30 protein-coding genes and 2 pseudogenes are annotated in these 23,344 nt (G+C 61.4%); 21 read left to right on the top strand and 11 right to left on the bottom strand.

Features of this window, described 5'->3' with window-relative positions:
• Nucleotides 1-30 precede the first annotated feature (30 nt).
• The 11 genes and pseudogenes from PHX69_RS00885 to PHX69_RS00840 form a co-directional block, all read right to left on the bottom strand.
• Complete coding sequence (locus tag PHX69_RS00885) at nucleotides 31-339, bottom strand: hypothetical protein (protein ID WP_288041895.1); 309 nt, start codon at nucleotides 337-339, stop codon at nucleotides 31-33.
• A 70-nt stretch (nucleotides 340-409) separates the two neighbouring features.
• Nucleotides 410-1,045: a hypothetical protein gene (locus PHX69_RS00880; protein ID WP_288041893.1), complete on the bottom strand. Its 636-nt coding sequence runs from the start codon at nucleotides 1,043-1,045 to the stop codon at nucleotides 410-412.
• Nucleotides 1,046-1,052: 7 nt separating this feature from the next.
• The gene (locus tag PHX69_RS00875; RefSeq protein WP_288041892.1) at nucleotides 1,053-1,343 is read right to left on the bottom strand and encodes a DUF1010 domain-containing protein; all 291 of its coding nucleotides are present in this window, start codon (nucleotides 1,341-1,343) and stop codon (nucleotides 1,053-1,055) included.
• A 92-nt stretch (nucleotides 1,344-1,435) separates the two neighbouring features.
• Nucleotides 1,436-1,684 carry a hypothetical protein gene (locus PHX69_RS00870; RefSeq protein WP_288041890.1) on the bottom strand — a complete coding sequence of 83 codons (249 nt, stop codon included), beginning with the start codon at nucleotides 1,682-1,684 and terminating at the stop codon, nucleotides 1,436-1,438.
• An 8-nt stretch (nucleotides 1,685-1,692) separates the two neighbouring features.
• Nucleotides 1,693-1,776, bottom strand: a pseudogene (locus PHX69_RS16130) (DUF1010 domain-containing protein); the annotation flags it as partial.
• Nucleotides 1,752-2,213: a hypothetical protein gene (locus PHX69_RS00865; protein WP_288041889.1), complete on the bottom strand. Its 462-nt coding sequence runs from the start codon at nucleotides 2,211-2,213 to the stop codon at nucleotides 1,752-1,754. The pseudogene PHX69_RS16130 and the gene PHX69_RS00865, both read right to left, overlap by 25 nt.
• Nucleotides 2,214-2,322: 109 nt before the next feature.
• Nucleotides 2,323-2,532: a hypothetical protein gene (locus tag PHX69_RS00860; protein WP_288041888.1), complete on the bottom strand. Its 210-nt coding sequence runs from the start codon at nucleotides 2,530-2,532 to the stop codon at nucleotides 2,323-2,325.
• An 86-nt stretch (nucleotides 2,533-2,618) separates the two neighbouring features.
• Nucleotides 2,619-3,500, bottom strand: coding sequence for a DUF5677 domain-containing protein (locus PHX69_RS00855; protein ID WP_288041887.1), 882 nt, complete (start codon nucleotides 3,498-3,500; stop codon nucleotides 2,619-2,621).
• A gap of 20 nt (nucleotides 3,501-3,520) precedes the next feature.
• Nucleotides 3,521-3,811, bottom strand: coding sequence for a DUF1010 domain-containing protein (locus PHX69_RS00850; RefSeq protein WP_288041886.1), 291 nt, complete (start codon nucleotides 3,809-3,811; stop codon nucleotides 3,521-3,523).
• An 88-nt stretch (nucleotides 3,812-3,899) separates the two neighbouring features.
• Nucleotides 3,900-4,250: a hypothetical protein gene (locus PHX69_RS00845; RefSeq protein WP_288041885.1), complete on the bottom strand. Its 351-nt coding sequence runs from the start codon at nucleotides 4,248-4,250 to the stop codon at nucleotides 3,900-3,902.
• A gap of 21 nt (nucleotides 4,251-4,271) precedes the next feature.
• Nucleotides 4,272-4,442: pseudogene (locus PHX69_RS00840) on the bottom strand (DUF1010 domain-containing protein); the annotation flags it as partial.
• A gap of 249 nt (nucleotides 4,443-4,691) precedes the next feature.
• On the opposite strand from PHX69_RS00840, the gene PHX69_RS16170 reads away from it, so the two are divergent.
• From PHX69_RS16170 to PHX69_RS00740, 21 genes are all read left to right on the top strand, one after another.
• On the top strand, nucleotides 4,692-4,985 hold the full coding sequence (locus PHX69_RS16170; protein ID WP_502958448.1) for a phage integrase N-terminal SAM-like domain-containing protein: 294 nt from the start codon (nucleotides 4,692-4,694) through the stop codon (nucleotides 4,983-4,985).
• A 15-nt stretch (nucleotides 4,986-5,000) separates the two neighbouring features.
• Nucleotides 5,001-5,483, top strand: a complete 483-nt coding sequence (locus PHX69_RS00835) for a tyrosine-type recombinase/integrase (RefSeq protein ID WP_502958447.1) — start codon at nucleotides 5,001-5,003, stop codon at nucleotides 5,481-5,483.
• A 108-nt stretch (nucleotides 5,484-5,591) separates the two neighbouring features.
• Complete coding sequence (locus PHX69_RS00830; protein ID WP_288041883.1) at nucleotides 5,592-6,017, top strand: gamma-butyrobetaine hydroxylase family protein; 426 nt, start codon at nucleotides 5,592-5,594, stop codon at nucleotides 6,015-6,017.
• A 149-nt stretch (nucleotides 6,018-6,166) separates the two neighbouring features.
• Nucleotides 6,167-6,898: a bifunctional demethylmenaquinone methyltransferase/2-methoxy-6-polyprenyl-1,4-benzoquinol methylase UbiE gene (gene ubiE, locus PHX69_RS00825; protein ID WP_119014872.1), complete on the top strand. Its 732-nt coding sequence runs from the start codon at nucleotides 6,167-6,169 to the stop codon at nucleotides 6,896-6,898.
• A gap of 49 nt (nucleotides 6,899-6,947) precedes the next feature.
• A complete protein-coding gene (locus PHX69_RS00820) occupies nucleotides 6,948-7,973 on the top strand; it encodes a Tim44 domain-containing protein (RefSeq protein WP_119014877.1) in 1,026 nt (341 codons plus the stop codon).
• A gap of 47 nt (nucleotides 7,974-8,020) precedes the next feature.
• Nucleotides 8,021-8,602, top strand: a complete 582-nt coding sequence (locus tag PHX69_RS00815) for a hypothetical protein (protein ID WP_119014871.1) — start codon at nucleotides 8,021-8,023, stop codon at nucleotides 8,600-8,602.
• Nucleotides 8,599-10,170 carry a ubiquinone biosynthesis regulatory protein kinase UbiB gene (gene ubiB, locus PHX69_RS00810; protein WP_119014870.1) on the top strand — a complete coding sequence of 524 codons (1,572 nt, stop codon included), beginning with the start codon at nucleotides 8,599-8,601 and terminating at the stop codon, nucleotides 10,168-10,170. The genes PHX69_RS00815 and ubiB overlap by 4 nt, the downstream gene beginning before the upstream one ends.
• Before the next feature lie 94 nt (nucleotides 10,171-10,264).
• A complete protein-coding gene (locus tag PHX69_RS00805) occupies nucleotides 10,265-11,722 on the top strand; it encodes a high affinity choline transporter 1 (RefSeq protein WP_288041882.1) in 1,458 nt (485 codons plus the stop codon).
• 59 nt (nucleotides 11,723-11,781) lie between these two features.
• Nucleotides 11,782-12,132, top strand: a complete 351-nt coding sequence (locus PHX69_RS00800) for an FmdB family zinc ribbon protein (protein ID WP_119014055.1) — start codon at nucleotides 11,782-11,784, stop codon at nucleotides 12,130-12,132.
• 7 nt (nucleotides 12,133-12,139) lie between these two features.
• Nucleotides 12,140-12,769 carry a DUF502 domain-containing protein gene (locus PHX69_RS00795; protein WP_119014112.1) on the top strand — a complete coding sequence of 210 codons (630 nt, stop codon included), beginning with the start codon at nucleotides 12,140-12,142 and terminating at the stop codon, nucleotides 12,767-12,769.
• 30 nt (nucleotides 12,770-12,799) lie between these two features.
• Nucleotides 12,800-14,614: an aspartate--tRNA ligase gene (aspS, locus tag PHX69_RS00790; RefSeq protein ID WP_119014056.1), complete on the top strand. Its 1,815-nt coding sequence runs from the start codon at nucleotides 12,800-12,802 to the stop codon at nucleotides 14,612-14,614.
• Nucleotides 14,615-14,727: 113 nt separating this feature from the next.
• Nucleotides 14,728-15,234, top strand: a complete 507-nt coding sequence (gene nudB / locus PHX69_RS00785; RefSeq protein WP_288041880.1) for a dihydroneopterin triphosphate diphosphatase — start codon at nucleotides 14,728-14,730, stop codon at nucleotides 15,232-15,234.
• Nucleotides 15,231-15,980 carry an endonuclease/exonuclease/phosphatase family protein gene (locus PHX69_RS00780; protein ID WP_119014059.1) on the top strand — a complete coding sequence of 250 codons (750 nt, stop codon included), beginning with the start codon at nucleotides 15,231-15,233 and terminating at the stop codon, nucleotides 15,978-15,980. Before nudB ends, PHX69_RS00780 begins: the two co-directional genes overlap by 4 nt.
• An 8-nt stretch (nucleotides 15,981-15,988) precedes the next feature.
• Entirely contained in the window at nucleotides 15,989-17,218 is a 1,230-nt protein-coding gene (gene clsB / locus PHX69_RS00775) for a cardiolipin synthase ClsB (protein ID WP_288041879.1), read from the top strand.
• Nucleotides 17,219-17,328: 110 nt separating this feature from the next.
• Entirely contained in the window at nucleotides 17,329-18,054 is a 726-nt protein-coding gene (gene folE / locus PHX69_RS00770; protein WP_119014060.1) for a GTP cyclohydrolase I, read from the top strand.
• A 3-nt stretch (nucleotides 18,055-18,057) separates the two neighbouring features.
• Entirely contained in the window at nucleotides 18,058-18,480 is a 423-nt protein-coding gene (locus PHX69_RS00765) for a BLUF domain-containing protein (protein WP_119014061.1), read from the top strand.
• 20 nt (nucleotides 18,481-18,500) lie between these two features.
• A complete protein-coding gene (locus PHX69_RS00760) occupies nucleotides 18,501-19,355 on the top strand; it encodes a DUF429 domain-containing protein (protein WP_288041878.1) in 855 nt (284 codons plus the stop codon).
• Nucleotides 19,352-19,573, top strand: coding sequence for a hypothetical protein (locus PHX69_RS00755; protein ID WP_119014063.1), 222 nt, complete (start codon nucleotides 19,352-19,354; stop codon nucleotides 19,571-19,573). The genes PHX69_RS00760 and PHX69_RS00755 overlap by 4 nt, the downstream gene beginning before the upstream one ends.
• Before the next feature lie 94 nt (nucleotides 19,574-19,667).
• Complete coding sequence (locus PHX69_RS00750) at nucleotides 19,668-20,309, top strand: LysE family translocator (RefSeq protein ID WP_288041877.1); 642 nt, start codon at nucleotides 19,668-19,670, stop codon at nucleotides 20,307-20,309.
• 89 nt (nucleotides 20,310-20,398) lie between these two features.
• On the top strand, nucleotides 20,399-22,447 hold the full coding sequence (locus PHX69_RS00745) for a TIGR03768 family metallophosphoesterase (RefSeq protein WP_288041876.1): 2,049 nt from the start codon (nucleotides 20,399-20,401) through the stop codon (nucleotides 22,445-22,447).
• Between the two features lie 155 nt (nucleotides 22,448-22,602).
• Entirely contained in the window at nucleotides 22,603-23,298 is a 696-nt protein-coding gene (locus PHX69_RS00740; protein ID WP_288041875.1) for a histidine phosphatase family protein, read from the top strand.
• Nucleotides 23,299-23,344: the final 46 nt, after the last annotated feature.

The following is a 23,344-nucleotide window of genomic DNA, read 5'->3' as shown; positions in this document are numbered from 1 at the left end:
CGCCGAAGGCGGGTCGGCTTGAGCGACAGGTTAGGATTTACTGATCTCGTAAAGCTCTTCAAATACATGATTTGGCATCCAAGTTTCGTATTGCTCTGGTGTTCCGCACTTGCGCACGACGAGATAGCCAAGACATATATGCCTGTGGCTGCTAGGTGGTGGCTGCATTTTTTGGCTTGAACTGAATTTTTGGTAACGATAACCATAGTCGCGATTTGAAATTTCAACTGCTTTTACAGTTAAGCCGTATTTTTTTGCCATTTCCTTGTTTAGTGCCGAATAGCTCACCATCTTCTCTAGCGAGACAAATGGCCGTTCTTTCCAGTCAAGTAAATTCATAAAAGTGATCCGTTTTACACCCTAACGTTCAAATTCAGCGGCGCCGTCAGGCGTCCGCTGGAATGCAGGGTTAGCCATTACTTCCATCCGAAAATACCGCCATCTTTGACAGGTGGCCCAATTCAAAGATTGCCCTTATTCGACCAGAGAGTTGCGCCACAAATACTCCTCGCGCGACGTCTGTTGTCAGCGAGGCCTCAAGTGCTGCGACAACCGCAGCCTTGTTCTTATCTTGATGGTACTCAGCACCATTGAGCCAAATCTTGCTTGTCGCATCGTTGAACAAGGGCGTTTTGTTAATGCTGATCTGAAAGTACGGCTGATAGTCTCCACGTTCGTACCAATCACGCAAGCAGTTCAGATGCTTGGCGAGCGCCGTGCCGTCCGATTTTCCAAAGAACACTGCGAGGATCTTTTCGAAAGAAGCGTCTTCCTTGGCCAGGAAGAATGGGCGTGCCAAGTGGAGCAACTCGCAGACGTGCCCGTAGTCGAACGGGGAAATGGTGAACTTAGAACCTTCAGCGGCCGTCCATGTGAAGTTTTTCAGGACAGGAAAGCCGACCGTAAAAATTGCAGCGCCTTTCAGCCGATCACAGTTGGCAACATATTTTCCGATCAAGCTAAGTTCCTGCGCATCAAACGAGAGCGGAACCGAGTGAACCTCATTTTCGTCCTCGGATGTGAGGTGAAGGGTGATCGTCTTCATGGTATGGCTAACGCCGAAAGTAAGCCGCCCGCCGAAGGCGGGTCGGCTTGACTGCACAGTTAGACCCAGGCGTCAAAACGGGAAACCCCAACTTGACGACGAGCGCGAACTGCGAAAAAGCATTGCGCCACGGAGGCGGCGCAATGCTTGCAAAATGATAGCTAGTGGCGCTTGCTGCGCGCGGGCTGGAAGCCAAAAAGGCTCGAACCCAGCGCAGCGCCTCCAGGCGAAGCCCGGCACACGGCAAAAAACCCAACGGATAACCGCTTGAGAAAATAAATTCCGGTGAATAAAGCATGGGCTAAATAATGCGGGTTTTGAAGCGACTAACGAACAAGCTAAGCCGACCGCCGAAGGCGGGTCGGCTTGAGCGCTGGGTTAGGAACTAATTTACTTTTCAATGATGAAGCCGATGCCGTTGGACAACTTCATGACCCATTCATGATCTGACTGAACTTGGTCATTTCCCATTACCGGATATCTGCTGCACCAAGGTTCAGGCTTAATATCCATGCCTTGGCACAACTCATGTGCTTTTGCTCGAAGCATGTCGGGATCATCAGAAATCATTACGACTTCATTGGTGTAGATTTTCTCGCCATCTTCACCTCGTGTTGGGGCTGATTTAATTAATTGCATCAGATTTTCTAACGAACAAGGTAAGCCGCCCGCAGTATGCGGGTCGGCTTGAGCGCTGGGTTAGACATCATCTTGGTAAGCAAACCTCTCCGCTCGCGAGAAGACGGACACCATGTTCTTGTGCCCCAACTCCAAACAGCTGACCAAGTGAAGTAAGCAAGGTTGCATGATCATCGCCTCGTAGGGCATTAAGAGCTGCCGCCGGCACGAGGGTTACTTCAGGTTCAGCTGCTGCCGCACGCACAAGAAAAGCGAGTTGCTCCCCTTGAAGCCAAGTGCTTACATAAGGAACAACTGAGTTAAAGCCAGCCGCATAGACTTTTTTTGCATATACCGACCTACCTAGACATGCAACTCTAGCTCCTTTGTCATGCGAGAAGAGCGCGTTACGAAGTGTCTTAAAGCGCGTTTGCGATCCACCTTTATGCCGACGCCACTTCGGAGTATTGGATTTCAGATCCATCTGATGCATTCCAAACTCGACGACTCCATCTGAATCAAGTGATGAAAGCATGTGCTGCCAATCCATTTTGTGCTCCCTCCGTACTAAAGAGTGGACAAGTCTTTAGGAAGTATTTCTAACGAACAAGGCAAGCCGACCGCCGTAGGCGGGTCGGCTTGACCGATGGGTTAGATATTTAGAACGGAATTGGCAAATGGAGTTTTTCTTTTATTAGCTGATAAACCTGTGCATGAGTGAATCGGAAAATATCTCCCTTTGCACAAGAGTCTTTTAGAAATCTCAAAACAGCCTCTTTATTTCCACCGTAATGACTTGCCACTTGTGCATGTTCATACTCTTGATTGCAGTTGAACATCAGGTCATCTTTTGCTTTGTCTCTTGCCATTCTTCTGCTCCTAATGAAATCTAACGTTTGAGTTCAGCGGCCGCCGAAAGCGGTCCGCTGGAATGATGGGTTAGGCGTGAATTTCGTCACGCACCTTCAACATCAGCGATATGTTGTGAAGCTGGCGGAAATGCGTTGGACGGTTTTGTGCTCAACTCAAAGAGCCGATTGAATATTTTTTCTTCTGCTTTCAACGGCGCTTGCATATCCTGCTGCCCAAAGAACGCCGCAAGATAACCGCAACCAGCGTGAAGCACACCGATTAATATTTCTTCAAGCTGACATACTGTCGCAGCCCTAAATCCGTCAGTATTTTTCTCGCCCGTCTGATGAGCTGAAAAAAAGTAACTTACTCCGAAGGGCGAGCCATGAATAATTTCTGACGAAAGACTGTAGATAAGAAAATCGGCCGTGAGCAGGCGTGATGCTGCGCGACGGCCTGCAAGCTCTCCCACCATTCTGATACGGCTTGGAACATCAAGATTCGTCCAACTGCCTTTGCCTTTTCCGTTGAACTCAGGAAACTTTTCCGTAAGAGTCGCCTGCGGATCGGCATCTGAGCGAATCTCCAGAGAAAACTCTCCGCTTCCTCTCTTCCTGTTGAAATGTTTCCAAGCGGCATAGTCGATGTATCGAATAGCCCGCGATGCGACTTCATCGGATTCAGCTAGAAGGTAGCTGGCGTTTAGAAATGACTCGAATGCTGAACGGGCAACTGGATACGCATCTCGAACGGGTATGCCACGAAGCTTCGCTATGCGAAGCAATGTTTCGAGCGATTGGCCCGCTCCCATCGCTAGATACGTACTAATACGCCTCTGGCTGTCGCCAAGTCTGCATTCCAGCCTTTCCCCTTCAAAAGTAGCAGGACCCTCAGATGCGACGTAGAGCGCAAGACGAAGGAACTCCTGCTGGAACATTGCCAATCCTCGGAGTGCGTCAATAAGCGGTAGTTTCTCGATATCCATGGACTGCCTGGTGATGCTGCCTAACGCCGAAAGTAAGCCGCCCGCCGAAGGCGGGTCGGCTTGACTGCACAGTTAGACCCAAACGCCAGAACGGGAAACCCCAAATTGACGACGGGCACGAACTGCGAAAAAGCACTGCGCCACCGAGGCGGCGTAACGCTTGCAAAATGATAGCTGCTAGCGCAAGCTGCGCAAAGGCTGAAGGCCAAAAAGGCTTGAAACTGGCGCAGCACCCAAAGGCGAAGCCCGGCACACGGCAAAACACCTAGCGAATAACCGCTTGAGAAGGTGAATACCGGTGAATAAAGCATGGGCTAAATAAAGCGGGGTCTCAGCGGGACTAACGGACAAGTTCAGTGGGCGGCGTAGCCGATCCACTGCAACGCCGGGTTAGTAATATCAATCCCACCAGCAGTAAAGCGGATTTCCGCAGACACCATACGCGCCCAAGTTGTTGCGATCATTTCCCCAAAAGCAGTAATACTCTCCTTCTTCTGGTTCAAGTACCAGCCAATAGCCTTCGCTTTTTGCCAGAAGATAACCTGAAACTTTTGAACCAAGTTCTCGATGGCGGAACCCCGGCTCAACTACGGTTGCCGAAACCCATTCAGGAGAAGTCGCGTGTTCACGAACACTGGAGCGAAGCCGTTCAAAGTATGCGGTTTCTTCCTCGCCCTTCGGCACGATGATTCCTGACTCATCGCACAAGTCAACTTCTAGTTGCTTCCAATAGGGATTCACATTGTTCATGGCTAACGAACGAAAGTAAGCCGCCCGCCGAAGGCGGGTCGGCTTGACTGCACAGTTAGACCCAGAAGCCAAAACGGGAAACCCTTAATTGACGACGAGCGCACACCGTGAAAAAGCCTTGCGCCACCAAGGCGACGCAATGCTTGAAAAATGATAGCTGGTGGCGCTTGCTGTGCAAGGGCTAGCGGCCAAAAAAGCTTGAAACCAACGCAGCGCCCAAAGGCGAAGCCCGGCACACGGCAAAACACCCAGCGGATAACGCTTGAGAAGGTAAATTCCGGTGAATAAAGCATGGGCTTCAATATTGCGGTTTCTAAGCGGCTAACTAGAATTAGACGACAGCCATCGTAAGCGGACTGGTCTACCAAAACAAGATGTATCTATCAGTACATAGGGATAGCGCCGAGATGATGCCGTTTAGGCAAACCTAAAATTTTGCGGATGACCTTGTTTTTCGATCATGCGGCCCCCGTCGCATCTGCCGTACCAGGGGCTGCCCCAGCGCCCAAGCTGTTGGATCGTATGCGCGACCATTTGCGTACACGCCATTACAGCATTCGCACCGAGACGGCTTATGTCGATTGGGCACGGCGTTTTATCTTGTTTCACGGCAAGCGCCACCCATTAGAAATGGGTGCAGCGGAGGTGGAGGCATTTCTGACACATTTGGCGGTTCAACGGCAAGTTTCTGCATCGACCCAGAATCAGGCCAAGGCGGCGATTTTGTATTGGTAAAAAAAGGTATTGGGCGTGGATTTGCCTTGGCTGGACGATGTGGTACAGGCCAAAATGCCTAAGCGTTTACCTGTAGTGCTGACTGCTACCGAGGTGCGCGCTTTACTGCTGCATATGCAAGGCACGTCCGGGCTGATTGCGCAATTACTGTATGGCACGGGTATGCGTTTGCTGGAGGCGCTGCGTTTGCGCGTCAAGGATGTGGAGTTTGCCCGGCGTGAAATTTTGACGGGCGCTTTGCTGGAGCGGCGCCACCATGTGTACCCCGAGTCTGTACAGCGCGCGGTGCGCGAGGCGGCCAAGCTGGCGCAGATAGCCAAGCCAGTGAGTCCGCATGTGTTGCGCCATTCATTCGCTACGCATTTGCTGCAAGCGGGCTACGACATTCGCACGGTGCAGGAGCTGCTGGGCCATGCCGATGTGGGCACCACCATGATTTACACGCATGTGCTCAACAAGGGTGGGCGTGGCGTGCTCAGCCCGCTCGATGCGCTGTAGCCCTTGGCCCGGCAAGGCCGCAGCACACTGGCTGCGCCCTCTGCCATGCGGTGGGTGGGACAATCACTCCCTGTTTTGACCCTCTTTTTTTCTCACAGGTACATCCCCATGGCAGGTCTGAAAGCGGGGGCGCCTGCGCCCCAGTCCATCACGGTGCATGAAAAGTCGCGCGTGCTGGAGGTTGTGTTTTCCGATGGTGCGGCGTTTCGCATTCCGTTCGAGCTGATGCGCGTGTATTCGCCGTCCGCCGAGGTGCAGGGCCATGGCCCGGGCCAGGAGGTGCTGCAAACCGGCAAGCGCGATGTCACGCTGGTGGACTTGGCCCCGGTGGGTAACTACGCCGTGCAGCCCACGTTTTCCGATGGGCACGACAGCGGCATTTTTTCGTGGGATTACCTCTACGAGCTGGGCCAGCGCGGCGATGCGCTGTGGCAAGACTATGTGCAGCGCCTGCAAGCGGCGGGCGTGGACCGCGATGCGCCCATGGCGCCCAAGGGCGCGGGCCACGGTGGCCACGGCTGTGCCAGCCACTGAGGCGGCAGCGTTGCCAATTGCTACAAAATGCGTAGCTGCTAGCGCACGTCCTGCTTGCCTTGCAGGCCGATTTGGCCTAAAAACAAAACCCCGGCGCCGATTCCCCGCACCCTGCGGGGTTGTCGCCACACCAGATAGCATCGTTTTTTATGAGCACCACCCATTTCGGATTCCAGTCGGTTGACGAGCAAGACAAGGCGCGGCGCGTGCGCGGCGTGTTCGATTCCGTCGCCACCAAGTACGACGTCATGAACGATCTGATGTCGGCGGGCCTGCACCGCGCCTGGAAGGCATACACCGTGATGGTGGCCAACCTGCGCGAGGGCCACCAGGTGCTGGACATTGCCGGTGGCACGGGCGATTTGTCGCTGGCGTTTGCCAAGAAAGTGGGCGCCACCGGGCGCGTGGTGCACACCGATATCAACGAAGCCATGCTGCGCGTGGGCCGCAACCGCCTGCTGGATGCGGGTGTGGCCCTGCCCACGCTGGTGTGCGATGCCGAGCACCTGCCTTTTCCGGATGCGCACTTCGATGTAGTCAGTGTGGCCTTTGGCCTGCGCAACATGACGCACAAGGACGACGCCCTGGCTGAGATGTGCCGCGTGCTCAAGCCCGGCGGCAAGCTGCTGGTGCTGGAGTTTTCTCGGGTGGCCAAGCCGCTGGCCAAGGCCTACGACTGGTATTCGTTCAATGTGCTGCCGCGCCTGGGCAGCCTCATTGCGGGCGATGCCGACAGCTACCGCTATCTGGCCGAATCGATCCGCATGCACCCGGGCCAGGAAGAGCTGAAGGCGCTGATGCGCCAGGCCGGTTTTGGCCATGTTGATTACCACAACATGACGGGCGGCGTGGTCGCCCTGCATGTGGGCATCAAGTGCTGAACTGCCGATGCATCCTGTTTGTTATTGCAATCTGAAGGAGATGAAAGACATGAAGAAACTCTGGCCCGCCTTGCTGGTGGCGATCCTGATGGTGGTTCACCCCGAGGCCGACGCGCGGCGCATGGGTGGCGGCAAGTCCGTGGGCCAGCAGTCCAGCAACGTCACACAGCGCAATGCTGCCCCGCCCGCCAATACGCCGGGTGCCCCGGCCCAAACTGCCAACAGCAGCACGGCGGCCAAGCCCGCTGCCGCGCCCGCAGCGGCGCCTGCTGCTGCGCCCAAGAAGCCGTGGGGCGCCATGCTGGGCGGTCTGGCGGCGGGCCTGGGGCTGGCGTGGCTGGCCCATTCGCTGGGCTTTGGTGAAGCCTTTGGCAATTTCCTGATGATGGCGCTGCTGGCGGTGGCCGTGTTTGCCGTGGTCATGCTGGTGCTGCGCATGCGCAAGGGCAGCAACACGGCTGCGGCCAGCGCCTCGCCGTTTGCCTTCCAGGGCGCAGGTGCGGGTGGCGGCTCGGCATCGCCAGAGACGGCCACGGTGCCGCGCGACTACAGCCCCGACAAGGTGGGCAACGATGCGTCGGCGCGCCCCTGGGAGCGCTCCAGCATGGCCTTTGACACGGCGCGTCCGGCGCAAGAGGGTTCGCGCATTGGTTCTGCGCTGGCGGGTTCGGGCGGGCAAAACTGGGGCATCCCCGACGGCTTTGACGTGGCCGCTTTTGTCCAGGCTGCCAAGCGCAACTTCACCACCTTGCAGGCCGCCTGGGACCGCTCGGACGTGGCCACGCTGCGTTCCATGATGACCGACAGCATGCTCGATGAAATCCGCGCCCAGCTGGCCGAGCGCGAAACCCACCGTGGCGACCATCCCAACCAGACCGATGTGGTCATGCTTGAAGCCCAGCTGCTGGGCATCGAAGACCTGGGCGAGGCCTATATGGCCAGCGTCGAGTTCTCCGGCATGATCCGTGAAGAGCCTTCGGCAGGCCCCAGCCCGTTCCGCGAGGTCTGGAACATGACCAAGCCCAAGCACGGCAGCAGCGGCTGGCTGGTGGCGGGTGTGCAAGCCTTGCAGTAATCCAGCCCTGTGCGCTGGGCGCACGGTTCAGTGAATAATCGGGGACTATGGCAACACAGTCCCCTTTTTCTTTTCTTGGCGGCGTGTTCGCGCGCATCGTCCCCGGGCTTGTCCCGCCACCGTGGCTGGTACAAGAGGTGCAGCACCGAACCGTGCTCTTGCTCAACCACGTGTTGCAGCAAGAGAGCGCGGCCACCGAGCGCCTGGCGCGCCAGCGTGGGCGCATGGTGCATGTGCAGTGGCGGCACTTTTATATGTCTTTGCAGGTAACGCCCGCCGGGCTGTTTGACATTGCCCCCTACGGCGCCACACCCGACCTGCGCCTGGAAATCACCCAGGAGTCCCCCCTCGATCTGGCCCAGGTGGTGCTGCGCGGCGACCGCCCCGCCGTGCGCATCGACGGCGATGTGCAGTTTGCGGGCGACATCCAGTGGCTGGCCGACAACATCCGCTGGGATCTGGAAGACGATCTGGCGCGGGTGCTGGGCGATGTGCCCGCCCGGGTGCTGGCCGAGGGCGCACGCTGGTCGGCGCAGGCGCTGCGCCAGTTTGTGGGCAGCCGTGCCAACGCTGCGGCAGCGGCGTCCGCTGCGGCACCGTCGTGGTCTGAAGACCGGACGATTCCGTGAGGGGCTTTTTCCGTGGCGCCACCATCGTCTGGGTGGCGTTGCGCTACGGCCTCGATGGCCTGGTGCTGAGCAGCTTTCAAAAGCCCTGGATTCACCTGCTGGCGCGCGTGGTGTCTGTGGGCCGCAATCTGGACGCGCCGCGCGGCCAGCGCCTGCGCGAGGCGCTGGAGCGGCTGGGGCCGATCTTTGTCAAGTTTGGCCAGGTGCTGTCCACCCGGCGCGACCTGATGCCGCCCGACATTGCCAACGAGCTGGCGCTGCTGCAAGACCGCGTGCCACCGTTTGATGTGGAGGTGGCCATTGCCACCATCGAGCGCGCCTTTGGCCGCCCGGTGGGTGAGGTGTTCGAGTCCTTCGAGCGCGTGCCGGTGGCCAGCGCCTCCATCGCGCAGGTGCACTTTGCCACCTTGCGCGATCGCCAGGGCGCGCTCCATGAAGTGGCGGTGAAAGTGCTGCGCCCGGGCATGCTGCCGGTGATCGACAAAGACTTGAGCCTCATGCGCATGATGGCGGGCTGGGTGGAAGGGCTGTCTGCCGATGGCAAGCGCCTCAAACCGCGCGAGGTGGTGGCCGAGTTTGACAACTACCTGCACGACGAACTGGATTTGGTGCGCGAAGCCTCCAACGCCGCCCAGCTGCGGCGCAACATGGAAGGGCTGGACCTGGTGGAAATCCCGGCCATCTTCTGGGACTTTTGCCACCCTGAAGTGATGGTGATGCAGCGCATGAACGGCGTGCCCATCAGCCAGGTCGAGCGCCTGCGCGATGCGGGGGTGGACATCCCCAAACTGGCGCGCGACGGGGTGACGATTTTCTTCACCCAGGTGTTTCGCGATGGTTTTTTTCATGCCGACATGCACCCCGGCAACATCCAGGTCAGCCTGGCGCCCGAGACGCTGGGGCGCTACATCCTGCTGGACTTCGGCATCGTCGGCACCCTGACCGAGTTCGATAAAGAGTACCTGGCGCAGAACTTCACGGCCTTCTTCCGGCGCGATTACAAGCGCGTGGCCGAGCTGCACATCGAAAGCGGCTGGGTGCCGCCCGAGACGCGGGTGAACGATTTGGAAGCGGCCATCCGCACGGTGTGCGAGCCTTACTTTGACCGCCCGCTGAAAGAGATTTCGCTGGGCATGGTGCTGATGCGGTTGTTCCAGACCTCGCGGCGCTTTCAGGTTGAAATCCAGCCGCAGCTGGTGCTGTTGCAAAAGACGTTGCTCAACATCGAGGGGCTGGGCCGCCAGCTCGATCCCGATCTGGACTTGTGGAGCACGGCCAAGCCGTTTCTGGAGAAGTGGATGCTCGACCAGATGGGGCCGCAGCGCCTGTGGCACGAGCTGCGCGCCCAGGCGCCGCACTACGCCAAGCTGCTGCCCGCCCTGCCGCGCCTGTTGCACAGCCAGTTGCACCAGCGCCCCGGCGGCAACACGCAACAGCGCGAGCTGCTGGAGCTGTTGAGGGAGCAAAAACGCACCAACCGCTTGTTGCAGGCGCTGGTCTATGGCGGGCTGGGCTTTGTCCTGGGCCTGCTGGCCATGCAGCTGATCGTGCGCGTCCACGTGCTGTAAGCCGCTGTGCCGACCGCGCAGGGCGGGCGCGGCCATCTTGCGCAGATAATGCGCGGCGATTTGACTTCAACCCCCCTGAATTGCGGAGCGGCACATGCTGGTGACCTTCATCGTTTTGTACCTGCTGGTGTCGATTGGCATCGGCCTGTTTGCGGCCACCCGTGTCCACAACACGGCCGATTACGCGGTGGCCGGGCGCAGCCTGCCGCTGGCCGTGGTGATTGCCACCACGTTTGCGACCTGGTTTGGCTCGGAGACGGTGCTGGGCGTGTCGGCGCGCTTTGTCGATGGCGGCCTGGGCGCGGTGGTGGAGGACCCGTTTGGCGCCTCCATGTGCCTGGTGCTGGTGGGCCTGTTTTTTGCCTACAAGCTGTACCAGAAAAACCTCATCACCCTGGGTGACTACTACCGCCAGCGCTATGGCCGCTCGGTGGAGGTGCTGTGCTCGCTCATCATCATCTTCAGCTACCTGGGCTGGGTGGCAGCGCAGATCACGGCGCTGGGCTTGGTGTTCAACCTGCTGACGCAGGGCGCGCTGTCCATCACGGCGGGCATGGTGCTGGGCACGGCGGTGGTGCTGATCTACACCTTGTACGGCGGCATGTGGTCGGTGGCACTGACCGATTTTGTGCAGATGATCGTGATTGCCGTGGGGCTGATCGCCATTGCCTGGTTTGCCGCTGACCTGGCCGGTGGCGCGGGCAAGGTGGTGGAGTTTGCCGCGCGCGAGGGCAAGTTCAACTTCTTTCCACAGCAGGCGGGTTTCAAGGAGTGGACGTTCTTTTTTGCCGCCGCCATCACCATGATGCTGGGCTCGATTCCGCAGCAGGACGTGTTCCAGCGCGTCATGTCGTCCAACAGTGCCGAGACGGCGCGCATCGGGCCGGTGATTGGCGGGGTGCTCTACCTGCTGTTTGCTTTCATTCCCATGTTTGTGGTCACTTCGGCGGTGCTGATCATGCCCGAGACGGCGCAGGCGCTGCTCAAGGACGACCCGCAGAAAGTGTTGCCCACGCTGGTCATGGAGCGCATGCCGCTGGCACTGCAAATCGCTTTCTTTGGCGCTTTGCTGTCGGCCATCATGTCCACGGCGTCGGCCACGCTGCTGGCGCCATCCACCACGTTTGTCGAGAACATCTTGCGCAACCTGCGCCCGGGCATGAGCGATGCGCTCACCCTCAAAGCCATGCGTGTGGCCGTGCTGGTGTTCACGGGCTGTGTGCTGACCTATGCCATCACCATGCAGGGCACGTCGATTTATGAAATGGTGTCGGGCGCCTACCAGGTGCCGCTGGTGGGGGCCTTTGTGCCGCTGGTGTTCGGTTTGTACTGGAGCCGCGCTACCACCCAGGGTGCCTTGCTGGCCGTGGCGTTGGGGCTGGGCACCTGGTTGTTGTTTTTGAGCAGCCCGGCGTTGTCCGGGGCGTTTCCGCAGCAACTGGCCGGGTTGCTGGCCGCCTTGGTGGGGATGCTGGCTGGCTCGCTGGTGCCGCAGTTTGTGCCCGACCACAAGGGCCATGTCCACCATTACGAGGGCAGCGTGGCGGCATAAGGGAAAACACTGGCACCTATAATCGAAAGCTTTGCACTTTCACTCCAGGCCCCAAAAATATGCCTATTTACGCCTACAAATGCGGCTCCTGCGGCCATGCCAAGGATGTGCTGCAAAAAATGTCCGATGCCCCCCTGACCCAATGCCCAGCCTGCGGCGCCGAAGCCTTTACCAAACAGGTCACGGCTGCGGGTTTTCAGCTCAAGGGATCGGGTTGGTATGTCACGGATTTTCGGGGTGGCAGCAGCACCAGCGCAGCCCCCGCTACCAGCGACAAAGCCAGCGCCCCCACCACCGAGGCGGCGCCTGCGGCGGCCAGTGCCAGCAGCCCCGCCACAGATGCTCCTAAAACAGTAGCTGCTAGCGCAGCGCCAGCAAGCGCTAGCGCCAGTTCTGCTGTTAACTCCTGAGTTGTTGATGTCTGCCTTGCGCAAATGGCTGTTCACCGGGCTGCTGGTGATCGTTCCCGGAGCGATTACGGTCTCGGTGTTGCACTGGATCGTGGGTTTGCTCGACCAGACCCTGCTCATCCTGCCCGCAGCCTGGCACCCCGACAAACTGCTGGGTTTTCACATTCCCGGCTTTGGTGTGGTGCTCACCCTGCTGATCCTGCTGGCGGTGGGGGCCACGGCCAGCAACTTTGCCGGTCGCAAGCTGGTGCAGTGGGGCGACGCGCTGGTCAGCCGCATCCCGGTGGTGCGCTCCATTTACTCCAGCGTCAAGCAAGTCTCTGACACCCTGTTTTCTGAAAGCGGCAACGCCTTTCGCACCGCGGTGCTGGTGCAGTGGCCGCGCGAAGGCGTCTGGACGGTGGCTTTCGTCACTGGCGCGCCCAGCGGCGAGGTGGCTGCCTACCTGCGCGACGAGTTCGTCAGCGTGTACGTGCCCACCACGCCCAACCCCACCGGGGGTTATTTCGTGATGGTGCGCAAAAGCGATTGCGTCGAGCTTGAAATGAGCGTTGATGCCGCCTTGCGCTACATCGTTTCCATGGGCGTTGTGGCGCCCGCCGACCCCCTTCTCTCGACCCCCAAGTCAACCCCTTAACGCGCCCCTGACGGCGCCGGAAGTTCTGCCATGGCCATGCGTTCCCACTATTGCGGTCTTGTGACCGAAGCCCTGTTGGGCCAAACCGTCACCCTGGCGGGTTGGGTCAACCGCCGCCGCGACCACGGCGGTGTCATCTTTATCGACCTGCGCGACCGCGAAGGCTACGTGCAGGTGGTCTGCGACCCCGACCGCGCCGACATGTTCAAGACCGCCGAAGGCGTGCGCAATGAGTTCTGCGTGCAGGTCAAGGGCCTGGTGCGCGCGCGCCCCGAGGGCACAGCCAACGACGGCCTCAAGAGCGGCAAGATCGAGGTGCTGTGCCATGAGTTGAACGTGCTTAACCCCTCGGTCACGCCCCCGTTCCAGATCGACGAAGAAAACCTCTCCGAGACGACGCGCCTCACCCACCGCGTGCTCGACCTGCGCCGTCCGTACATGCAGAACAACCTGATGCTGCGCTACAAGGTGTCGATGGAAGTGCGCAAGTTCCTCGATGCCAACGGCTTCATCGACATCGAAACGCCCATGCTCACCAAGAGCACGCCCGAAGGCGCGCGCGACTACCTGGTGCCCAGCCGTGTACACGATGGCCACTTTTTTGCACTGCCCCAGTCGCCCCAGCTGTTCAAGCAGCTGTTGATGGTGGCCGGTTTTGACCGCTACTACCAGATCACCAAGTGCTTCCGCGACGAAGACCTGCGCGCTGACCGCCAGCCCGAATTCACGCAGATCGATATCGAAACCTCGTTCATGGAAGAGCAGGACATCCGCGACATGTTCCAGGGCATGATCAAGACGGTGTTCCAGAACACGCTGGGCGTGGACTTGGGCGAGTTCCCGGTCATGACCTACCAGGATGCGGCCTACCGCTTTGGCTCTGACAAGCCCGATCTGCGCGTCAAGCTCGAATTCACCGAGCTGACCGATGTGATGAAGGACGTGGACTTCAAGGTGTTCTCGGGCGCCGCCAACATGAAGAATGGCCGTGTGGTGGCCCTGCGCGTGCCCGGCGGCGCGCGCGAAGCTGGCGGCCTGTCGCGCGGTGAAATCGACGGCTACACCGAATTCGTCAAGATTTACGGTGCCAAGGGATTGGCCTACATCAAGGTCAACGAGCTGGCCAAGGGCCGCGACGGTCTGCAATCGCCCATCGTCAAGAACATCCACGACGCAGCCATTGCTGAAATCCTCCAGCGCACTGGCGCGCAAGATGGCGACCTGTTGTTCTTCGGTGCGGACAAGGAAAAGGTGGTCAACGACGCTATCGGCGCGCTGCGCATCAAGATCGGTCACAGCGAGTTCGGCAAGAAAAACGGCCTGTTTGAAGACCGCTGGGCACCGCTGTGGGTGGTGGACTTCCCGATGTTCGAGCACGACGAAGAAAACGACCGTTGGGTGGCCGTGCACCACCCCTTCACCGCGCCCAAGGACGGCCACGAAGACTACATGGTCACGGCCCCCGAAAAGTGCATCTCCAAGGGCTATGACATGGTTCTGAACGGCTGGGAGATGGGTGGCGGCTCGGTGCGTATCCACCGCGCTGATGTGCAGCAAAAAGTGTTCGATGCCCTCAAGATCACGCCCGAAGAGGCACAGCAAAAGTTCGGCTTCTTGCTCGATGCGCTGCAATACGGCGCGCCCCCGCACGGCGGTCTGGCCTTTGGCCTGGACCGCATCGTCACGCTGATGACGGGCGCCGAGTCCATCCGCGACGTGATCGCCTTCCCCAAGACCCAGCGCGCCCAGTGCCTGCTGACGCAAGCGCCATCGCCTGTCGATGAGAAGCAACTGCGCGAGCTGCACATCCGCCTGCGCAATGTGGACGCCGTGAAGGCGGGCTGATTTGCCGCGCTGCGGTCACAATGAAAGGGCGCCTTGGGGGCGCCCTTTTTCTTGGGGGAACCAGATGGCCCATGCACACGCCAATGCCCGTGACCAGCACACCCTGAACTGCCATGGGGGCCAGGGTGGGAGATGAGCCGGTCTTGCCGGATGGGCCGTCGTACAAAATTCCCGAATCCGTGCTGGTGGTGATCCACACTGCTGCACTGGACGTGTTGCTGATTCGCCGCGCCATCGATGCGCCCGATGGCCAGCCCTTCTGGCAATCGGTCACGGGCAGCAAAGACAGCCCGCAAGAAGACTGGCGTGACACGGCGGTGCGTGAGGTATGGGAAGAAACCGGCATCTGCGCCCATGCCTCCGGCTGCACACTGCGCGACTGGGGCCTGGAGAACGTGTACGACATCTACCCGCAGTGGCTGCACCGCTATGCACCCGGCGTGCGGCGCAACACCGAGCATTTGTTCAGCCTGCAAGTGCCCGCAATTCAGCCCGTGGTGCTCAGCCCGTGTGAGCACACTGCATGGGCCTGGTGGCCTTGGTGCGAGGCGGCAGACCGCTGTTTCTCGCCCTCCAACGCCGAGGCCATTTTGTTGCTGCCACAATTTGCCTCGCCATGAGCCCATCCCCTACCGCCCCCGACATCCTGCGCATTGCCACCTACAACATTCACAAGGGCGTGCAGGGCATAGGCCCGGCCCGGCGCCTGGAGATCCACAACCTGGGTCATGCGGTCGAGCAGCTCGATGCCGACATCGTTTGCTTGCAGGAAGTGCGCAAGCTGCACCGGCGTGAGGCGCAGTATTTTGAGCGCTGGCCTGATGTGCCGCAGGCCGAGTTTCTGGCGCCCGAGGGCTACGAGGCGGTGTACCGCACCAACGCCTTCACGCGGCACGGCGAGCATGGCAATGCGCTGCTGTCGCGCTGGCCGGTGGTGGGGCACCAGCACGAAGATATTTCTGACCACCGCTTTGAGCAGCGCGGGCTGTTGCACGTCGAGGTGGACATTGCCGGGCGCTGTGTGCATGTGATCGTGGTGCATCTGGGGCTGATTCCGGGCAGCCGGGTGCGCCAGGTGGCGCGCTTGCAGCAGTTCATTGAGCGCGAGGTGCCCACAGGCGCGCCTGTGGTGGTGGCGGGTGATTTCAACGACTGGGGTGCGCAAATCACGCGCATGCTGTGGGGCTTTGGCCTGTACGAGTTTGATGCGCCACGGGCTTTTACCTTTCCCGCCCGGCTGCCGCTGGTGCAGCTTGACCATGTGTACGTGCGCGGGCTCGAACCCATCGGGCTGCAGGTGCCGCGCGGGCGCATCTGGTGGCGCATGTCGGACCACCTGCCGCTGATTGCCGAGTTTCGGGTCTAGTGCGCGCCATGAAGCGCCGCCTGGAGCTGGCCGATGGCCAGCATGTTCAACTGCTGCAAGGTGCGCTGGAACTGTTTCCGGCGCTGATCCAGGCCATGGATGCGGCGCGCGCCGACATCCAGCTGGAAACCTACATTTTTGACTTCACTGGTGCCGGTGCCAGCGTGGCCGAGGCGCTGGAGCGAGCGGCCCGGCGCGGTGTGCGTGCCCGTCTGGTGGTCGATGGCGTGGGCACCGGGCGGTTGCCGCCGGTGTGGCACCAGCGCTTTCAGGCCGCGGGTGTGCAGTGCCAGGTGTATTCGCCGCTGGGGCCGCTGGGGCTGCTGATGCCCGAGCGCTGGCGCCGGTTGCACCGCAAGCTGTGCGCGGTGGATGGGCGCGTGCTGTTTTGTGGCGGCATCAACGTGCTGGACGATTTTTACGACCCCAACTACGGCACCCTGGACGCGCCGCGCTTTGATTTTGCCGTGCAGGCCACCGGCGACCTGGCCGTGCAGGCCAGCGACACCATGGAGACTTTGTGGCAGCGCATGCAGGCGGTGCGTGATGTGCGCCACCACCACCTGCCCGACGCTGTGCGGGCCTTGCGCGCAGCGCGGGCTGCGCAGGCGGCCGGGCACGCTGCCCAGCCCTTGCCCGAACCCGGCCAGCGCCTGCGTGCTGCGCTCTTGCTGCGCGACAACGTGCGCAACCGGGCCCGCATCGAAAAAGCCTACCTGCGCGCCATTGGCTTTGCGCGCAAGGAAATCATCATCGCCAACGCCTACTTTCTGCCCGGGCGCAAGCTGCGCCGGGCGCTGGTTCATGCGGCCCGGCGCGGTGTGCGTGTGCAGTTGCTGCTGCAAGGGCGCTACGAGTATTTTTTGCAGTACCACGCCGCGCGGCCTGTGTATGGCACGCTGCTGGCCGCTGGCGTCGAAATCCACGAATACGCGCCCAGCTTTTTGCACGCCAAGGTGGCCGTGATTGACGCGCTGGACGCGCGCCCGTGGGCCACGGTGGGATCGTCCAACCTCGATCCTTTGAGCCTGCTGCTGGCGCGCGAGGCCAACGTGGTGATCGAAGACGCCGCCTTTGCCCGGCAACTGCGCCGGCGCCTGGTGCATGCCATGGAGCACGCGGGCCAGCGGCTGGACCCGCAGCGCTACGCCCAGCGCCCCTGGCGTGCCCGTGTGCTCGACCGCATTGCCTTCGGTATGGTGCGCGCAGCTTTGTGGCTGACAGGAAAAAACTACTGACGGCAGCCTGTTTGCTATTAAATATGTAGCGTATAGCGCACGCTGGATAAGGCTTGGAGGCCAAAAACCCTTGTAATCTGTAGTGGCACGTTCGCTGGTAGGATGGCAGCATGTTCAGACCACTTGCAGCCGACATGACACCAGCCAACCCGGATGAAGGAACGCCCGTTTCCATCAAGATACGTGAGCGGCTCGTCGCGGCGCGCAAGCGCTTCAATGCCAACGACAACATTGCCGACTTTATCGAGCCCGGCGAGCTGGAGTTGCTGCTCGATGAGGTCGAGTCCAAGATGCAGGGCGTGCTCGACAGCCTGGTCATCCATACCGATGGTGACCACAACACCAAAAACACCGCGCGCCGCGTGGCCAAGATGTACCTCAATGAGGTGTTCAAGGGCCGCTACGTCGAGGCGCCTGCCATCACCGAATTCCCCAACGCCGAGCACCTCAACGAGCTGATGATCGTCGGCCCGCTCACGGTGCGCAGCGCTTGCAGCCACCACTTTTGCCCGGTGATCGGCAAAATCTGGATCGGCATCATGCCCAACGAGCACACCAACGTCATCGGCCTGTCCAAGTACGCGCGCCTGGTGGACTGGATCATGGGTCGCCCGCAAATCCAGGAAGAAGCCGTGGTGCAGCTGGCCGACCTGATCATGGAAAAAACCCAGCCCGACGGCCTGGCCATCGTCATGGAGGCCAGCCACTTTTGCATGTCCTGGCGCGGCGTGCGCGAGATGGACAGCAAGATGATCAACTCCGTGATGCGCGGCGTTTTCCTCAAAGACAGCGCGCTGCGCCGCGAATTTTTGTCACTCATCCCCGGGAGAAACTGATCTATGTTGGTACGCCTGCTTTACGCCAGCCGCGTGGTCGATACCTCGCCCGAGGCCATTGAATCCATCCTGGCCCAGTCGCGCCAGCACAACCCGGGCAGCGGCATCACCGGGGTGCTTTGCTATGGCGGCGGGGTTTTTCTGCAAGCCATCGAAGGTGGCCGCTCGGCGGTGAACGCGCTGTACGGCCATATCCAGCGCGACCCACGCCACCAGCAGGTGGAGCTGTTGCACTACGAAGAGATTGACGAGCGCTGCTTTGGCGGCTGGACCATGGGCCAGGTCAACCTCAGCAAGGTCAACCATTCCATCTTGCTCAAATACTCGGAAAAGCCTGAACTCGACCCTTATGCGGTGTCGGGCAAGGTGTCGTTTGCGCTGCTGCAAGAGCTGATGGCCACCGCTGCCATCATGGGCCGCGCCTGACCACATCCCCCAGCCCCGCCTTGTTGGGCGTTGATTTTTCCAGCAGCCCCAGTGCGCGCAAACCCATCGTGCTGGCGCTGGGCCAGCGCACGGGCACGCAGGTGCAGCTGGCGCAGTTGCATCGCTTCCACACCTTGGCAGATTTCACGGCGTGGCTGGCCGAGCCGCGTTGCTGGGTGGGCGGTTTTGATTTTCCATTTGGGTTGCCGCGCGCGCTGGTGCAGCAGCTGGGCTGGCCGTTGCAGTGGTCGGCCTGCATGGCGCATTACCAGGGCCTGACGCGCGCACAAATCCGCGACACCTTTGCCGCCTTTTGCGCCGCCCGCCCTGTGGGGGCCAAGTTTGCCCACCGTGCCACCGATGGCCCGGCGGGCTCCAGCCCCAGCATGAAATGGGTCAATCCGCCGGTGGCGTACATGCTGCACGCGGGCGTTCCGTGCCTGTTGCAAGCGGGCGTGTGCCTGCCCGGCCTGCACCCCGGCGATAGCGCGCGCGTGGCCCTCGAAGCCTATCCCGGCCTGCTGGCGCGGCAGATTTTGGGTCGGCGCAGCTACAAAAGCGATGACCGCGCCCGGCAAACCCCCGAGCGCTTGGTGGCCCGCCAAGACCTGCTCCACGCGCTGGAGACCGGCCAGAACCGCCTGGGCCTGCAGCTGCAGTTGGGCCACGCCCAGCGCGATGCCGTGGTGAACGACCCCCGTGGCGATGTGCTGGACGCCGTGCTGTGCCTGTTGCAGGCCGCCTGGGGCGAATCGCGCCGCGCCCACGGGGATGCAGGGTACGGCCTGCCGCCCGGGTTCGATGCGCTGGAGGGTTGGATCGTCACGGCCCAGCCTGCCACCGCGTCCGCCACCACCACCGGGGATACGCCATGACCGCGCCCCTGCGCAGTGCCCGCGCTGCCCTGGCCGCTGCACTGCTGCTGTGCGGCGCCGCGCTGGCCGCACCGGCGCCCTGGTACTACTGGCGCAGCAAAATCGACGGCACCCGCATTTGTGCGCAAACCTCGCCCGGCCCGGGTTGGGAGCAAGACAGCGCCCCGTTTGAAGGCCCCGGCTGCCAGACGCGCCCGCGCCCGCCCACCCGGCGCTGATGGCCCGGCGTGCCCATGCTGGTTTCCCGGCACCAGGTGGGCGGGGCGGCACAATCGGCGTTTTTTGGGCGCTTCGCTGCCACCACCGATTGCCATGCCTTCTCTGGAAACCCTGATCACCTTTTTTGGCGTCTCGCTGCTGCTGGGGCTGACGCCCGGGCCGGACAACCTTTTTGTGCTGGTGCAGTCCGCCCAGCGTGGCTGGCGTGCGGGCATGGCGGTGGTGCTGGGCTTGTGCGTGGGGCTGGTGGTTCACACGGCGGCGGTGGCGCTGGGGCTGGCGGCGGTGTTTGCCGCCTCGGCCATGGCGTTCACGGCGCTGAAGTGGTGTGGCGCCGCCTATCTGGCTTATCTGGCCTGGCAGGCTTTGCGGGCGCCAGCGGCGCTGGCCTGCGAAGCGGGGCCCACCGCCGCTGTGGCCAGTGGGCCCAGCGGGCGGCGCATGGTGGCACGCGGTGCGGTGATGAGCCTGACCAACCCCAAGGTGCTGGTGTTCTTTCTGGCCTTTTTGCCGCAGTTTGCCGATCCCGCGCGCGGCCCGGTGGCGTTGCAGCTGATGGTGCTGGGCGCCGTGTTCATCCTGGCTACGCTGCTGGTGTTTGGCGCCATCGCCTGCTTTACCGGGGCGTTTGGCGCGCTGTTGCAGCGCTCGGCACGGGCGCAAACGGTGCTCAACCGGGTAGCGGGTCTGGTGTTTCTGGGATTGGCCGTGCGCCTGGCCACCGCAGAGCGGTAAATCCGGCTTGTTCGTGGCGCATGCCAACGCTATGGTGGGGGTGTTCGCAACGTATTTGTGGACGTTTTTTCCACCAAGAAAGGTGTTTCATGCAGAGCAAGAGTTCCCCATCCATCCCTGATTTCAGCATTCAGGGCAGCCTCGGTCGCCGGGGTTTTCTGCGCTACAGCCTGGGCTCTTTTGCCATGGTGTCCACAGGGTCGATATTGGGAGGGTGCGGTGGCAGTGACCCGCTTCAGTCCTATCGAATCGACACCACCGTGGTGCCCACCACCGAACGCATGGTCTCGTTTCCCTATGACCTGCACGGTCTGGCGGCCAACGAGATCGACAAAGTGGCCAAGTACGACGACTTCGGCTATGGCGCCTGGACTTTTGCGGCGGGCTTGCCCATCGTGCCCCGGTTGGACTTGATGCCGGGCGGCTACAGCAACCCCACGCCCACGCGGCGCCAGAAACTGGCCCGTTTCTTCACCTTCTCGGACATCCACATCACCGACAAGGAGGCGCCCAACCAGCTCCTGCTGCTGCAGGAGTTTGAGCGCTACGCCGTCAACAACACCTCGATTTACTCGCCGGTGATGATGTACACCACCCAGGTGCTGGATGCGGCCATGCAGACCATGAACGCACTGCACCGGAAAAACCCGTTTGATTTCGCCCTCTCGCTGGGCGATACCTGCAACAGCACGTCGTACAACGAACTGCGCTGGTACATCGACGTGATCGACGGCAAGGTCATCCGGCCCAGCTCGGGCGCGCACCTGGGCGCTGACAGCATCGATTACCAAAAGCCCTACCAGGCGGTGGGCCTGGACAAATCCATTCCCTGGTACCAGACCATGGGCAACCATGACCACTTCATGATCGGCTCGTTTCCGGTGGATGCCGATCCCAGCCTGGGGTTTCGGGAGTCCTATGTGGCCGACACCGTCTGGGCGGTGGCCGACATGCTCAAACCCAATGCGGGCACCTTTCCTGTGTTGTTCAATATGCAGGACTTCAAGGCCGTACCCCGCTACCACATGGGCGTGATGGATGGCAGCAGCCCGTGGGGCAGCGTCATCCACACCGGCCTGAGTACCAGCCCCAAGTTTGCCGGTGGTGCGCCCAAGGTGGCCGCAGACCCCGACCGGCGATCCCTGCTGCGCACCGAGTGGATACAGGAATTTTTCAAGACCAGCACCGGCCCGGTTGGGCACGGGTTTCATCTGGTGGACAAATCCGCCCCGACGGGCTTTGCCTGCTACAGCTTCATGCCCAAGGCCGATGTGCCACTCAAGGTCATCGTGCTGGACGATACGCAGAGTGAAAACGACGGCTCTAAGGACATCCACGGCCACGGCTACCTGGATGCGGTGCGCTGGGCCTGGCTGAAGGCCGAGCTGGCCGCCGGGCAGGCGGCCAACCAGCTCATGGTGATTGCCGCCCATATCCCGATTGGTGTGGCTGCCGTCGGCACCGAGATGGAGTGGTGGCTGAACGACGTGCACATGGCCTCGGCGACGGCGGCGCAACCGCAGTGGTGGCAAAGTGAGCCCCCCGTGGCCCCCGAGCACCGCAACGCAACCACCTTGACCGAGCTGGTCGAGACGCTGCAAAACACCCCCAACCTGATTGCGTGGCTGGCCGGACACCGCCACTTCAATACCGTTAAGGCCTTTCCATCGCCCGATGCGGCGCAGCCAGAGAAAGGGTTCTGGCAGGTCGAAACCTCGTCGCTGCGGGACTTTCCGCAGCAACTGCGCACGTTTGAGATCTACCTCAACAGCGACTATTCGATCTCGGTCGTTACCGTCAACGTCGATACCGCCGTGGCGCCCGGCACGCCAGCTGCCACCTCGCGCAAATACGCCGTGGCGGTGCAGCAGATCGTGCAAAACGACCTGCGGGTCAATGCGCCCAATGCGGCCACCATGACCAACAGCGGCGTCACGTTGCCGCTGCCCACCATCGATCCCACGCGGCCCCAGGCCGGCGATGCGGGCACCCAGGCTGGGCTGGTGCCCGACCCCAGCATCCAGTTCACCGACCTGAAAAACCAGGGTGTGCCCTACAACGCGTCGTACAACGCCGAGCTGTTCAAACCGCTGAGCCCGGCCATGGTGGCCGCCCTGAAGGCCCGCTTTCCTGCCTGAGGCGGGGTGCCTGTCCCCCACCCGGCCTGCCGATTGCGCAGGCCCGGGGGATGTCTGTAATTTGCTATTAAAAAAATAGCTGCTTGCGCTTACTGCGTAAGGGCTGAACGCCAATTTGCTTGTGAATTTGGTGTCTGCCGCCCGATAATCAGGCCATGACCGACATCATCCTCATCCGCCACGGCGAGACCGACTGGAACCGCGAGCTGCGCTTTCAGGGACAGGTCGATGTGCCACTCAACGCCACCGGCCATGAGCAGGCGCGCCGCCTGGCCCAGCGCCTGGCGCAGGAGGCGGTGGTGGCCCACCATTTGGTCAGCAGCGATCTGGTGCGCACCCGCCAGACGGCGCAGCCCGTGCTGGGCGCGCTGTTGCCGCAACTGCACATCGACAACCTGACCGACCCCGACCTGCGCGAGCAAAACTTTGGCCTGGTCGATGGCATGCGTGTGCAGGACATCCAACACCAGCACCCCGACGCCTGGGCGCGGTGGCTGTGCTTTGCGCCCGACAGCGGCATGCCCGGCGGTGAGACGACGCAACAGTTCCACGCCCGCGTTATTGGGGCCCTGCAACGCCTGGCGCAGCAGCACGCGGGCCAGACGTTGGTGGTGGTCACGCACGGCGGCGTGCTCGACATGGTCTGGCGCACCGCGCAGGGCCTGGGCTTGTCGGGGCCGCGCCAAAGCGATATTCCGAACGCTGCGCTGAACCGGGTGCGTCTGCGTCCCGGTGCCATCGATATCCTGCATTGGGCCGATACGCGCCATCTCCAGGGCCTGCCCGCGCAACCCGTGTACGACCAGACCCGGTTGCAAGGCGCGGGGGGCGCCCCGCCCGCTGACCGCTGACCGTGGTTGCCCCGTGCCATCGGGGCCGTGGCAGGGTGGCGTCCGG

It is taken from the genome of Simplicispira sp., assembly GCF_028687295.1.
GTDB lineage: Bacteria > Pseudomonadota > Gammaproteobacteria > Burkholderiales > Burkholderiaceae_C > Simplicispira > Simplicispira metamorpha.
Note: the sequence above shows the minus strand (reverse complement) of the source record. Positions and strands in the feature narration are given on the sequence as shown.